This is a genomic window from Paenibacillus sp. FSL F4-0097 (genome assembly GCF_038593125.1).
GTDB lineage: Bacteria > Bacillota > Bacilli > Paenibacillales > Paenibacillaceae > Paenibacillus_AQ > Paenibacillus_AQ odorifer.
Genome location: NZ_CP151965.1, coordinates 1264156 through 1277343, shown reverse-complemented (window position 1 = coordinate 1277343; position 13188 = coordinate 1264156). Strand labels below are relative to the sequence as shown.

Genomic DNA, 13188 nt, shown 5'->3' with positions numbered 1-13188 from the left:
ATGACCTTATACGCAAAAATATGCCACTTTTACGATGCTATCGGACTCCATAGTCGCTATTGGCACCAAAAGCACCATAAATATTCCTTTTTCTATTGAAAAGCTGCACTGGAGTCCGAAATTATGCTCTAATCGCTAAAAACACGCGAATAGCGTCATCTGGGTCCGTAAGGATCAGCGTGTATCAACGGATATGAAAATCCGCTGAAGCAGGTAGCCAAAAACAATATACAAATCAGCGATGCTCCAATGTTTGCGTTATGCGAACGCAGCAGATAGGTGTGTAGTAGATAGGTGTGTAGTAGATAGGTGCACAGCAGTTAGGTGCACAGCAGTTAGGTGCACAGCAGTTAGGTGCACAGCAGTTAGGTGCACAGCAGTTAGGTGTGCACCAGTTAGGTATGCAGCAGTTAGGTATGCAGCAGTTAGGTGTGCACCAGTTAGGTGTGCAACAGTTAGGTATGCAGCAGTTAGGTGTGCACCAGTTAGGTATGCAGCAGTTAGGTGTGCAACAGATGGGTCTACAGCGGATAGGAATGCAGCTACTATCGGACCCAGTTGACCTTATTCGTTGCATAATCGCACATTTGGACTACTAAAGGACTCCATCGTCGCTATTGGCTCAAAAAGCACCATAGATATGCCTTTTTCTGATGAATAGCTGCACTGGAGTCCGAAACTGTGCTCTAATCGCTAAAAAAACGCGAATAGCGTCATCTAGGTCCGTAAGGATCAGCGTATGCCAACGGATGTGAATAATCAGTTGAAGCAGGCAAACAGCGTCCATAATAGCGTCATCTGAGTCCGTAAGCTAAGGCGTCCATTGATCATGAATAATGCCGACTAATGCATGGTCTTCTCCGATCTTCTCAAAAACTAGACGCAGGCTGCGCCAATCCATTCCCTCGACAGAAGGATCGATACCAGCAATATGATATTCAACGAAATCATATTGCTCCTTTGGATACACTTCGTTTAAGTTGTTGATCGTCGTCCCTTGTCCAAGCCCCTTGTTCACAGCAATTTCGGCCTTCTGAATGAAGTCCGCATCGTAGACAAACCGCTTGTAGTAATCTGCGAATGTAAGCTCGATTAAATCACCGGAGCCAGCAAATGTTCGCCAGACTCTTTTGGTAGAGTCATTCATTAATCCTTCTACTTCCTCCTGGGTGAATACAAGATCATTTTTTGTATCCACGTATGCATATGGAGAGAAGCGTAGCCCTTTATCCCGATGTACCCACGCCGCTAATTGCTTCATATCCTTATTCTTAATGGAGTTCATTACCGTAGACGCCGCTTCCTCAACTAATGGCGGCAATCCCTCTAGATCCTGCGGCTGCCCCGTACTTGATGTCTTCGTCTCCTGTGGTAGTTCCGTCTCCTGTGGTGGTTGTGTAGTAGCCGCTGGCTGTGCAGTTTGTGTGTGCTCTGGTGTCTGCTTTGGCGTCTGCACTGGTGCCTGCTCTTGTGACTGCTCAGGCGTCTGCTTCGGCTCCGTTCCCGCTTCTGGCGTTCCACTGCAGGCTGTAAGCCATAACATAGCTGCTATAAGCGCCAGCCCACCGATTTTTTTTGCGAAGTACATAAGATCCCTCCTTAGCTTTGATTCTTCACTCTTTAGACTGATTTGAACAAATGAAGGTTGCAAGCTTATACTAAAACTATCAATCATACAACTCTTATGAGAGGGCGGGGTTACTATTCATTTAACAGAAAAACTTAAAAGCCTTCCCCTAACTCCCGGCGTTTATCTCATGAAGGATAATCTCGGTCATATTATATATGTTGGCAAGGCAAAACAGTTAAAACGGAGAGTCCAATCCTATTTTCAAAACTCAAAATCTCATTCCCCAAAGGTTAAACAGCTTGTAAGAAATATTAAAGATCTGGAAATCATCCTTACGGATACCGAATTTGAAGCCTTTATGCTGGAATGCAAATTAATTAAAGAGATCAAACCCATGTACAATAAAAAAATGAAAAATCCGCAGGCTTATACCTATATCGTAATAGGAGCGGATGAAAAAATACGTTCGTTAGAGATTACCTATGATCCTGCGGTCAAAGAAGGCACTCAGGTTTTTGGTCCCTATACAAGCAGAAGCACCGTGGAACGGGCCGTGCAAGGCATTAAAGAAAGTTCAAGAATCCTTTGCAGTAACCCTAGCTTTAAAAATTCCCTATGCCTAAACCATTCGCTTGGCCTATGCATAGGGATGTGTGCAGGCGGAGATGCCGCTGTTCAATATAATAAAATTATTGATCGAGTCATTGGCTTACTAAACGGCTCAGATTCCAGTATCCTTGAGGAAATGGAGCAACGGATGGCAGTGGCCGCGGAGCACTATGACTTCGAAACCGCCGCCAAATACAGGGACTATATTGGAGCTGTCAGCTTCCTGATTCACAAAGAGAAGGTCATCGAATTCGCACAGGAGAATCAGAATATTGCAGTTCTTGAGGCCATGAATGAACAGACGCTTAAACTCATTCTGCTCAAGGGCAACCGTATCCTGTCCCATACCAAGCTACAATATGATCAACCGGATATCACCCACCTGCAAGCGGCAATAAAGTCAGCGATTATGACCACTTTTCACAGTGAACCCAATCAGACCTCGGCAGCGATCGGGCGCCATGAAATTGACGAAGCACAAATAATATACAGCTATTTAAAAAGCAGCTCCTGCAGCTACATCATCATTCAAGAGGATTGGCTTGCAGCTGAGCAACGTTCCAATATGGAGGCTTCGGTAAATGAGCTGTTGCAGATTTTTTTAAATGCGCTTCCCTCTCATTCCTATAATTAAAAGGTACGGGTTGTAACTGCGGTGAATGTTTGGACTTCCGGCGGATTATAGTAAACGGCGGCCTGCCTTTGCAGGCTGCATTTTTCGGTTTCGCTTCAACAATTTTTTATAGCGTTTCTGAGTGTATAGCACCTCGCCCGCCTCCATTACGGTTTCCTTCGCCTCATTAACAACCAGCTTAGTTTCCTCCACACATTCCTTCATACGATTGATCTCCGATTTAAATCCCTCAGATCTGTCCTTCGCTTGCTCCAACGTGACCTGAATATTTCCCTTCATCTCATCTATAGGTTCTTTCAATCCCTCTACCGATTGCTTAACTCCATCAAGGGATTGCTTTGGGCCATTCACACTATTTTTTAATTCTTTCAATGGATTTCCCACATCTATCTCCTCCTAGTAATAAGCCATTAGTTCAACTGTTACTCTAAACTTACCCAAAGAGTGCACGTCCTTCACTCCTATAATGACAAAAAGGGTTGCAGCTGAAAATAATCAACAAGAAGCCAGTCCCCAATAATAGGAGACTGGCTTCTTGTTGTCGTTCTTTGAGGATCACTGCTATCTGTCTACTTCACGCTTCCCGCCTCAACACGCGGCGGACGCATGGTCAGGCTGACCCGGCCCTTCTTCAGGTCAACACCCATCACCCAGACGGTGACATTGTCTCCTACGGAGACGACGTCCATCGGGTGCTTCACAAAGCTGCCGCTGAGCTGGGAAATATGCACCAGCCCATCATTTTTGATGCCGATATCGACGAATGCGCCGAAATCGATAACGTTGCGGACGGTTCCCTGCATTTCCATGCCAGGAACCAGATCCTCGATCTTAAGCACATCGGTGCGGAAGATCGGCAGCGGCAGCTCCTCGCGCGGATCGCGGCCCGGACGCTGCAAGCTCTCCAGGATGTCGCGCAGCGTAGGCACGCCGACATCCAGCTTCACAGCCAGCTCCTCGGCATTTTGTACCTCAAGCTGTGAGGCTACTTCTTTGCTGCCAAGCTTATTCACATCGAGGCTTAGCTCACGGAACAAACGATCCACCACCGGATAGGACTCGGGGTGAATAGGCGTGCGGTCCAAGGTGTTGTCTCCACCCGGAATCCGCAAGAAGCCGATACATTGCTCATAGGACTTGGCACCTAGACGAGGAACCTTTTGCAGCTGCTTCCGGGTCGTGAACTTGCCGTTCTCTTCGCGGAATTTAACGATATTCTTAGCAATCGTTCCATTAACCCCTGCTACATAAGAGAGCAAGGCAGGAGATGCCGTATTGACATCTACGCCAACATGGTTAACCGCCGATTCCACGACGGCTTTAAGACTCTCCTCCAGATGCTTTTGGGAGACGTCATGCTGGTACTGTCCCACACCTATAGCTTTCGGATCGATCTTCACCAGCTCCGCCAGCGGGTCTTGCACACGGCGGGCGATAGAAGCCGCGCTGCGCTCCGCTACATCCAGATCCGGGAATTCCTCCTGCGCCAGCTTGGAAGCAGAATAGACACTCGCTCCCGCTTCATTAACGATCAGGTACGCCAGCTCTGGATTGCCAATCTCGGCAATCACTTCTGCCGTAAACTGCTCCGTTTCACGCGAGCCTGTGCCATTGCCGATTACGATGAGCTGAATGCCGTACTTAGCAATCAACTCTTTGAACTTAGCAGCAGCTTCGCGCTTCTTGTTATTCGGCGGCGTCGGATAGGTCACGGCTACCTCTAGCAGCTTACCAGTATCGTCTACAACGGCTAGCTTACATCCAGTACGGTATGCAGGGTCAACCCCCAGAACACAACGCCCCTTGACTGGCGGTTGCAGCAGCAGGCTACGTAGATTGCCAGAGAAGATCGAAATCGCCTGGTTCTCCCCACGTTCGGTCATCTCTCCACGAACTTCGCGCTCTACTGAAGGAGCAATCAAACGTTTGTAGGCATCCTCAGTCACTGCTTCCAGCAGTTCCTTCACCGGGGATGGCCCTTTAATAATTTTCCGTGCAATATAGGCATGAATTTTATCAGTGACGACCTCAATGCCTACCTTTAATATATTTTCACGCTCACCACGGTTAATTGCTAGGATGCGGTGAGGTGGCATTTTGTGTACAGGTTCACGGTAACTATAATAATTTTCGTATACGGATTCTTGTTCTGCATCCTTTGCTTCAGACACAAGAATACCTTGACTTGCTGTATACTGGCGAACCCAAGAGCGGATCGCAGGATCATCTGCTATGTTCTCGGCAATGATGTCCAGTGCGCCTTGCAGCGCTTGGTCTGCGCTCTCTACTCCCTTTTCCACATCAATATATTTCGATGCTTCAGTCTGCGGGTCCCCTTGTCTTTGCTGCTCCAAGATCCAGTTAGCCAGCGGCTCAAGTCCTTTTTCCTTCGCAACACTAGCCCGCGTCTTACGCTTTTGCTTGAAGGGACGATACAAGTCCTCTACTTCCTGAAGCTTGACCGCATTGATAATTTGCTCATGAAGCTCCTTGGTCAGCTTGCCCTGCTCTTCAATATTGCGTATAACGTCTTTTTTACGTTCGCCTAGATTGCGAAGATAACCCAGCCGTTCTTCAATATCACGAAGCGCATTCTCGTCCAGCTCACCTGTCATTTCCTTCCGATATCTGGCGATGAACGGAATGGTATTTCCCTCATCCAGCAATCCTACCGTAGTGCGTACCTGTTTCAGACTAATGTTCAATTCCTTGGCAATCGCTACGGTTATCAATTCCTGCTCCCGCTGTGCGTTTGCCTCATCCGTAATGACTTCCGTATTGCTGTTATCTACCGCCATTAGTATCCCTCTTCCCGTACACAATCTGCTTATACATATCTTGATCTCATAATTAAAATAGTATCACAGATTCGGCTCTGCACCAAAGACCAGCCCGAATAGCGCGCGTTGTACTGAACCGCTGTGCGCATATAGCGAGGCATCGTGGACGGGTCAGAGCCCGGATTTAGCGATTACGCCCGCTGCCCCATTCCCCGTTTGCCGGAACTCAGTGACAATACAAAACACAAAGCCAGAACGAGCGCGGCTGCCCCATATGGGAAGTTAATACTAAGATCAAACAAATACCCTGCGACGATAGGCCCAGCAATATTTCCGAGACTTGTATAAGCTGAGTTCATTCCCGCTACGAAACCTTGCTGTGATTCTCCGGCCATTTTGGAAAGCTGTGTACCTACTGCTGGACGCAGAATATCCATTGCAAAGAACACAATAAAGGTAACCGTAATAATCGCCCAAAAGCCGCTTACAAACAAGGTCAGCAGAATAAACAATGATGAGACTATAAGACAAGTGGAGATCACCTTGTTCTCCCCGAATTTATTCAAGATCCAGCCAAATGCGGACACCTGCACCACCGCACCTGCAATAGAACCAAAGGTAATTACAAAAGCGATATCCTTAGGCGTAAAGCCAAATTTATGATCCACGAACAATCCGAACACTGTTTCATAATTAGCCAATCCAAAAGCCATGACAAATACAATAATTAAGCCGAAAAAATACGGTTCGCGATAAGAGCGCATCAGCTGCGTCAAGAAGCTTTCCTGATTATTTTTTGATAACGTCGCTTCCTTACGTTTCTCTTCAGACAGAGACTCAGGCAAAATTAAAACTGTAATTAGAGCTGCAACTCCAGCTGCACCAGCCGCACAGAAAAAGGGTACCCGCATTCCAAGCTCAGCAAGATAACCGCCAATCCCAGGACCAATAATAAAGCCGGTGGTAATGGCTGCATTAATTAGTCCCATTCCTTTAGCTCTCTCTTCAAAAGAAGTCGTGTCCGCTACATAAGCCATAACTGCCGGCATAATTAGAGCAGCTCCTGCACCACCAAGCAATCTCGAAACGAACAAGAGCCAAGGTACATTGGCCAGACCGAAAATCAGCTCCGATACCGCAAACACAATCAGACCTGCGACAATCACCTTTTTTCTACCGATTCTGTCGGATAATCTGCCGGCAAATGGCGATATTAATAATTGGGCAAGCGAGAAGGAGGCGACCAAGAGCCCGACGGTACTTCCGCTGATCCCAAGCTCATTCATGTAGGTTGGCATAATTGGGACTACAAGCCCGATTCCAGTGAAAGCCAGAAAAATATTAAGCATAACAAGCAGCATAGCGCCTCTGTTTCTAAGTAACAATGACATTGTATTAACCCTCCGTGTGTTTAAAGCCAAATCTTCGAATATTATGATGTTAAGACCGACCATCCGGTCTAAATAATAGTAAAAAAATAACCCTTCCTATTCCGGTGCCTTTGAGAAGCTTCAGCCTTCATAATCCTGAATGTAAAGCTCCTTTTCATGCCCCTCGTTATCTTACCCCGTACGAATCCCTTGTAATAATAAATTTACTGCTTCCCGGTAATATTTTTTTATATCCTCCCGGGTCTTCTCATGAATCGAGAATTCAGAAACTCTTCCAATCCCTTCAAGCATGCCACTCACGATAATTACATAGTTCTCCAAGTCGCCTTTTACCAAATATCCTGTTTCAATCCCTTCCTTCAAAAGATCACGACAAGCATGTGAGGCTGCTTCATAAAGAAGTGAAAGCCGCTTGCTAATCTCTTCCGGGTGGCATCTGCTTCTGGAGAATTCCTCGAGCGCATGAATCAGTGGATTCTGAAAATCATTTGCGTAGTGCTCGGCTAACGCATAAAATCGTTCTTCGATCCCTGCAATTTCCTGTTTCTTATCATTCCACGCTTGCAGCCACTCTAACGTATCCACTTCCACTACAAATAGAAAAAGCTCATCCTTGCTCGGAAAATGGTGATACAGACTGCCCTTACTGACATTCGAGGCTACACAAACTTCATTCATAGTTACGGCAGCATAACCCTTCTGTACAAACAGCTGCGTGGCCTTGCGCACAATTCTTTTTTTAGTTTCTTCTCCGTCTGAGCGTCCTTTGATTCTAAGCACCTCCTAAACCGACCGTACGGTCTAATAATATCAGATCATTTTCAAAAAGTGAAGACCTAACGATTCTTTATTTACTATACGCAAAAACGCACATTAAAAGACGCCCGGATTCGTACCCGAGCGCCAATCTCATGAGTTATCTATAACCTAGGGTGATTAAAAATCAATCAGACCAAGGCTGATTTGCAGCGATTCATCCACCTTTTTCATCGTTTCATCATCAAGGTGGGTGATCTTGTCAGTTAAGCGTTGTTTGTCAATCGTCCTAACCTGTTCCAGCAAAATAACAGAATCTCTGTCAAAGCCATGAGCAGCTGCGTCAATTTCCACATGTGTAGGTAACTTAGCCTTCTGGATTTGGGCTGTGATTGCAGCCACAATTACCGTCGGGCTAAAGCGATTGCCAATATCGTTCTGGATGACCAGAACTGGCCTTACTCCGCCTTGTTCAGAACCTACAACCGGCGAAAGATCAGCAAAAAAAACATCGCCACGTTTAACGATCAATGTCTACACCCCGCTTACTAAGCGGCCAAGAGTGCTGTCTGCATCTTCCTCCGCGAGGAAAGCCTCGCATGCCATGGTCAAGTTGATCTTAGCCATTTCCATGTAGCCGCGCTGCATGGACTCCCGGATGGAACGTTTCCTCCGTTCGCTCAAGTACAGCTTCATGGCCTGCCTAATCAATTCACTCCGGTTGGAATTCTCCAATTGAACAATTCCGTCCACTTCCTGCAAGAGATGATCGGGCAAGCTGATCATGATTCTTTTGGTGTTCTGCAAATTAGCCACCTTCTCTTCCACCCCCACAAACCTTCTGCCCTTGTGTTCCAGTGTTACAATATACAAGGAATTTTATACAAGGAATATATGCCGCCAGTATATCAAGTATGCTGCATCCCATTATAAACTAGAAATGGTGGTTCGTATAGGCTTTTAGTCACATCTCCTAATACGATACAATTCCTTCTATTTTCTCCCTTGTATAACATCACTGTCAAGAACTTTCAGTTTGTGAGTAGAGCATTTACTAATTTAGGAAGTGTGCCTTCACTTATATAAACGCGTGGCACCCGATGAGCCAACATGCAGATAACCTCGTAGTGAATTGTTCCAAGCTGGAGAGCCAACTCGTCTGCCGTGATCATCACGTCAGCTTGACGGCCGATGAGAACAACTTCTTCGCCTGCTTTAATTTGTTCCGCTTCTGCAGCGAAAGATTTGAGTGATACCATACACTGATCCATGCAGATTGTTCCGACGACAGGAACGCGGCGTCCACGTATTAGCACCTCCGCTTTGCCAGTTAGCATGCGGGAATATCCATCTGCGTACCCCACAGGTAGCGTTGCAATAATCTCCTCGCTCTCTGTGATGTACCTAGTGCCGTAACTGACGCCCCAATCGGCAGGCAGGCTTTTGACATATACAACCTGCGTCTTCAGCGTCAATACCGGACGTAGTTCTACCAGTTGACGGTTCACCTCTGTGGAGGGATAAAATCCGTACAAGCTGATGCCTACACGCACCATGTTGCTGGATAAATAAGGTGAATCAATGGCCGTAGCGCTATTGCCCGTATGTATGATCGGGATCTGAATGTTCTGCTCCCGCAGCGTTTCCGCCACGCTCATGAACCGTCGATGCTGTTCCAGTGTATAGCTTTTGTCTTGTTCGTCTGCCTTGGCAAAATGGGTAAACATACCCTCCAGCTCCGCCTGCGCAACAGACTGCACTTCAGAGATAAATGCAGGTGCGTCAGCTGGTAAAAGACCCAGTCGTCCCATCCCGCTATCAATCTTGATATGCACCTTTAGCCGATGTTCCGGATCTATAGGAAGCTGTCTTATAGCCTCCAGTACCTCCGGTGTGAACAGTGTTACAGTTACATGGTTCTCCCAGGCAACGGCTATTCCTTCTGGGGAAGTGTAGCCAAGCACCAGTATAGGAATCAGTATTCCCGCCTGACGCAGCTCCAATGCTTCATCCAAAAAAGCCACACTAACATAATCTGCTCCGAGTCTTTCCAGCTCCCGTGTCACTTCCACTGCTCCATGGCCGTACGCATTTCCTTTGACGCATCCCATAAACTTTGTCTCTGCCGGCAAGTAGCGGCGAAAGGCTTCGTAATTGGCACGCAAATCATCCAGATTAATTTCGGCTACTGTCGGTCGATAGCTTGCTTGCACTTCAAGTCACCTTCTTACGTTGTAGTAAAACGTCATTGCTGCATTGCATTAATCATTGTCTTAGTACCAATGGTAATGCTACAGAAGGTGGCTGTCAATGTGTGCTGGAGCCCCGGCAAATAAAGAAAAGCGGATACTACGTTGTAGAGGAAAGAATCCCACAAAACGCAGTATCCGCCTACTTTTTATTATTTACCCGATTGTGCCTCCATAGAAGCGGCAATTTGCATCATTTCATTAGCAGGAAGATTGGCACTTGTAATTCGGTACTCTACACCCTCAGACATCCAAGTCAATGTCTGCTGCTCATCCCCACTCAAAACTCCCCATGTAAAACCAAGGTCTTTCAGGGTTCCAGGCGCCAGTGCTACCGCACGGTCCAGTGGACGGGATTCCATAATAGTGTACTGATAAATCCCATCATATCGGATGAGAACAGCATGGTCTTTGTTGCCCTCCAATTTATGCGAGTCCTTGAACTCTACACCAGCTGGAATATAATCAGGTTCAATGATCCCAAAGTCTCCAAGCTCTGCTGCCACTGGTTGTTCAGCCTGTTCCTGGCCCTCAGGAGCTGTAACCGGATTACCATTCTCATCAACCTCAGCTACTGTGCTCTCTGCGGACTTACCCGAGGCCATGTTCTTTTCCATATCAAAGGAATCCTTGGTGAAATCCGTATCGAATTTGAAGGTGTCAAACTTCACGTTTACAACTACCTTCGCCTCAGAATCAGAGACTTGAACCTGTTTAGGCTCATAAGTCTTTTTATCAAGCCAAATCTTTTGCCGCACAAGGGCATTGCTTTGATAATTCGCGGCTACCTCGAACACATAGTTATCTCCATCTTCCACAAATTGGCGGTTATTATCCGAAACTATGCCACGAACCAACGTCTGATACAGATAGACCTGACCTTGATCATCCGGCCAATCGCTTTGGAAACGGAAGCTCTTATTCATACTTGGTGTGAGTACGAACACTCCCTCATCATTACGAAGTACGATCTGCGTAATATCCTTCTGAACATTTGCCAAGCTGATCCGGTAGTAGGAAGGATTCTTGTACCATACTTCTACCTTATACTCCTGCGGCTGTTCCCCGGTATACAGGGTCATTGTGCCAGAACCTTGGTACGTTCCCTGCTTACTTTCCAACTTGTCAGCCACATTGTTCAAATCCTTGACTACGGAAGCGGCATCCTTCTTCCCGCACCCCGTCATCACCAGGGCCACGCTCATAATGATCGCGAGTACCCATGTTATCCGGCGCATGACATCATCCCCTTAACCTGTTTTGAATGCATTGATTAGTACATGTCTATGAGGGACTTGGCCGCAATATGCAGACGGGCATGACAAGCGTGCAGCATTGATTTATTTTATGAGATCTAACAAGCCAAAAAGCCCGCGCACAGCGCTGGCTCTATACTTCATCAGAAGTTGCAATATCATTATGTAGGGTGTTTAACCATTCTCTTCAATCCTCATTATCGCTATGTACTGCTTTATTGTACTGATTAATTAATTCATCTAATCTCATGGACTGTCTGATCACATTCGGATGCAAAAGCCCTCCGTGTTGCCTCTCCATTAAATAAAGTTTTTTTCTAGCACCCTCTATTCTCTTTTGGATAATTTCCTGATCATTCATTAACACTACCTCCCTAATTTAATATATTAGAGGTATATGTCAAATTCTATATTTTACATTAAAGTGCATTACTACAATTCAATAGATAGCGATCTCAGATTTAATCTGAAAACTCTTTTTTGTTTCTTCTATAAAACTATCAATACTAGGCACTTCCAATAACAAAACCATTTTTCTTTTCATTGATTCTAATCAGATTTTGGTATTGCTTCTGCGTTTCTAAAGATGCAGTATGCCGAAGCTGCTCAAACATTCTGACACACTTTATTATACAGGATTCGTTATTAATCCTTATAGAAGTCTCCAAACTATCCATTATATACTTTATACTAAGCTCATATTTTCCTCTTCTTATATAATACAATGCTATTTCAGCCATAAAAAAAGTGTATCTGTCTTCGATAATTTGTCGATTATAACATTTAAGATTTCTCTGCTGATCTCTATAATCTGATATTTCTTGCTCAAACCGCTGAAGAATATCATCCACATTAAAATCATAGTGATTGGCTGCCTGAAGGATTTTGAACAGACCTGGAAGAATGTCTTCCTCTCTTTTTTCAATATAGGTCACATATTCCGGAAGCGCTGTCACATCACCTTTTAAAATTCTCAGTAAATATATATTGCCCTGTGCCCAACCCATACATCGATTCATAAGTTGCAAAGCTTCCTCCGTATCCTCACGGATCCAGCTCATATCCATGTAAAGGTTAACATACTGCAATGCTCTATCATAATCTCCCAGCTCTCTGTAAACTACTGAACGTAACACATAAGAAAATAGAATATATGAAAATAAGGGCATTGCAGGTTCCTTCTGTAACCCGTTTTTTCTGGCTCGCTCATTATTATACTTATATTGAATGGATGCTTTTTTTTCAATTTCAATAGCTATGAGCATTACCTTATCCCAATACCTCAATGCGCTATATGTATTCGCCAGAGCCTTCAGCGCGTCAAGTTGATCGACTTCATCAAGCCGATTTACAAAACCCTCAAACTGCACAGCTGCTCGCAAATTCAGATCCTGATCACCCCCTAGAGCAATCGTGAACAGTCTGTATTGGCAAAAAGCCAGCCGCTCTGAATGCTGATACTTCTCACTCTCCGCGACACTCCGGTATAACAACGCTGCAGCATCATATTTTCCTTGTACAAAAAAATCTTCTGCTGTATCAAACAACGAGGGTGTATAAGATAGGCTGTCCATCATGATTCCAATCACCCGACTTATACATTCCAGCTTATCTAGTTCAGCACAGCGATATAGAAAAGGTCGAAGTCGTCTCCAATTGGGATTGGAATGTATGAAACACTCCTCCACATACATATCATAAAAGCCGCCTTCTTCTAATCCCATACCTTTTGTAATACGGTCTAATTGCTGCATGGCTATAGGCCGATTCCCATTGATAATGTTGCTAATTGTGCCCGAATTCACTTTAGATACCTCTGCGAATTGATTAATTGTTATTCCATTCTTCTTGAGGTAGTCCGCCAGTTCTGCACGAATGGTCATCTGCTTCATGATCAAAGCCACCTTTCGCCATCATGATTCATATATAGATCAATAGTATTT

The 13188-nt window shown here is 45.4% G+C and carries 13 protein-coding genes; 2 read left to right on the top strand and 11 right to left on the bottom strand.

What is annotated here, in order from left to right:
* The first annotated feature begins 386 nt into the window (after positions 1 to 386).
* Entirely contained in the window at positions 387 to 599 is a 213-nt protein-coding gene (locus tag MHH86_RS05545; protein ID WP_341032139.1) for a hypothetical protein, read from the top strand.
* Positions 600 to 811: 212 nt separating this feature from the next.
* Here MHH86_RS05545 and MHH86_RS05540 read toward each other — a convergent pair whose 3' ends face one another.
* The gene (locus MHH86_RS05540; protein WP_036686786.1) at positions 812 to 1588 is read right to left on the bottom strand and encodes a hypothetical protein; all 777 of its coding nucleotides are present in this window, start codon (positions 1586 to 1588) and stop codon (positions 812 to 814) included.
* Positions 1589 to 1757: 169 nt separating this feature from the next.
* Between MHH86_RS05540 and MHH86_RS05535 the strand changes: the two genes are divergently transcribed.
* Positions 1758 to 2813, top strand: a complete 1056-nt coding sequence (locus MHH86_RS05535; protein WP_341032140.1) for a GIY-YIG nuclease family protein — start codon at positions 1758 to 1760, stop codon at positions 2811 to 2813.
* Between the two features lie 45 nt (positions 2814 to 2858).
* Here MHH86_RS05535 and MHH86_RS05530 read toward each other — a convergent pair whose 3' ends face one another.
* The 10 genes from MHH86_RS05530 to MHH86_RS05485 form a co-directional block, all read right to left on the bottom strand.
* The gene (locus MHH86_RS05530; protein WP_342479656.1) at positions 2859 to 3197 is read right to left on the bottom strand and encodes a hypothetical protein; all 339 of its coding nucleotides are present in this window, start codon (positions 3195 to 3197) and stop codon (positions 2859 to 2861) included.
* Positions 3198 to 3382: 185 nt separating this feature from the next.
* A complete protein-coding gene (locus tag MHH86_RS05525; RefSeq protein ID WP_076100050.1) occupies positions 3383 to 5611 on the bottom strand; it encodes a Tex family protein in 2229 nt (742 codons plus the stop codon).
* 173 nt (positions 5612 to 5784) lie between these two features.
* Entirely contained in the window at positions 5785 to 6984 is a 1200-nt protein-coding gene (locus MHH86_RS05520) for a tetracycline resistance MFS efflux pump (RefSeq protein WP_036686779.1), read from the bottom strand.
* Between the two features lie 171 nt (positions 6985 to 7155).
* Entirely contained in the window at positions 7156 to 7764 is a 609-nt protein-coding gene (locus tag MHH86_RS05515) for a TetR/AcrR family transcriptional regulator (RefSeq protein WP_052096817.1), read from the bottom strand.
* A 156-nt stretch (positions 7765 to 7920) separates the two neighbouring features.
* Entirely contained in the window at positions 7921 to 8271 is a 351-nt protein-coding gene (locus MHH86_RS05510; RefSeq protein ID WP_036686777.1) for a type II toxin-antitoxin system PemK/MazF family toxin, read from the bottom strand.
* 3 nt (positions 8272 to 8274) lie between these two features.
* A complete protein-coding gene (locus MHH86_RS05505; protein WP_025698676.1) occupies positions 8275 to 8556 on the bottom strand; it encodes a CopG family ribbon-helix-helix protein in 282 nt (93 codons plus the stop codon).
* A 215-nt stretch (positions 8557 to 8771) separates the two neighbouring features.
* Positions 8772 to 9953, bottom strand: a complete 1182-nt coding sequence (alr, locus tag MHH86_RS05500) for an alanine racemase (RefSeq protein WP_036686775.1) — start codon at positions 9951 to 9953, stop codon at positions 8772 to 8774.
* Positions 9954 to 10141: 188 nt separating this feature from the next.
* Positions 10142 to 11227 carry an outer membrane lipoprotein carrier protein LolA gene (locus MHH86_RS05495; protein WP_036686774.1) on the bottom strand — a complete coding sequence of 362 codons (1086 nt, stop codon included), beginning with the start codon at positions 11225 to 11227 and terminating at the stop codon, positions 10142 to 10144.
* Positions 11228 to 11432: 205 nt separating this feature from the next.
* On the bottom strand, positions 11433 to 11606 hold the full coding sequence (locus MHH86_RS05490) for an aspartyl-phosphate phosphatase Spo0E family protein (protein WP_094903681.1): 174 nt from the start codon (positions 11604 to 11606) through the stop codon (positions 11433 to 11435).
* 145 nt (positions 11607 to 11751) lie between these two features.
* Complete coding sequence (locus MHH86_RS05485; protein WP_036686769.1) at positions 11752 to 13137, bottom strand: helix-turn-helix transcriptional regulator; 1386 nt, start codon at positions 13135 to 13137, stop codon at positions 11752 to 11754.
* Between the last annotated feature and the right edge of the window lie 51 nt (positions 13138 to 13188).

What these genes read in the sequence shown, in the direction of transcription:
- MHH86_RS05535 (WP_341032140.1), top strand. Translation starts at nt 1,758, where the DNA reads ATGAAGGATAATCTCGGTCATATTATATATGTTGGCAAGGCAAAACAG.
- MHH86_RS05525 (WP_076100050.1), bottom strand. Translation starts at nt 5,611, where the DNA reads ATGGCGGTAGATAACAGCAATACGGAAGTCATTACGGATGAGGCAAAC.
- MHH86_RS05520 (WP_036686779.1), bottom strand. Translation starts at nt 6,984, where the DNA reads ATGTCATTGTTACTTAGAAACAGAGGCGCTATGCTGCTTGTTATGCTT.
- MHH86_RS05490 (WP_094903681.1), bottom strand. Translation starts at nt 11,606, where the DNA reads ATGAATGATCAGGAAATTATCCAAAAGAGAATAGAGGGTGCTAGAAAA.
- MHH86_RS05495 (WP_036686774.1), bottom strand. Translation starts at nt 11,227, where the DNA reads ATGCGCCGGATAACATGGGTACTCGCGATCATTATGAGCGTGGCCCTG.
- MHH86_RS05540 (WP_036686786.1), bottom strand. Translation starts at nt 1,588, where the DNA reads ATGTACTTCGCAAAAAAAATCGGTGGGCTGGCGCTTATAGCAGCTATG.
- MHH86_RS05485 (WP_036686769.1), bottom strand. Translation starts at nt 13,137, where the DNA reads ATGAAGCAGATGACCATTCGTGCAGAACTGGCGGACTACCTCAAGAAG.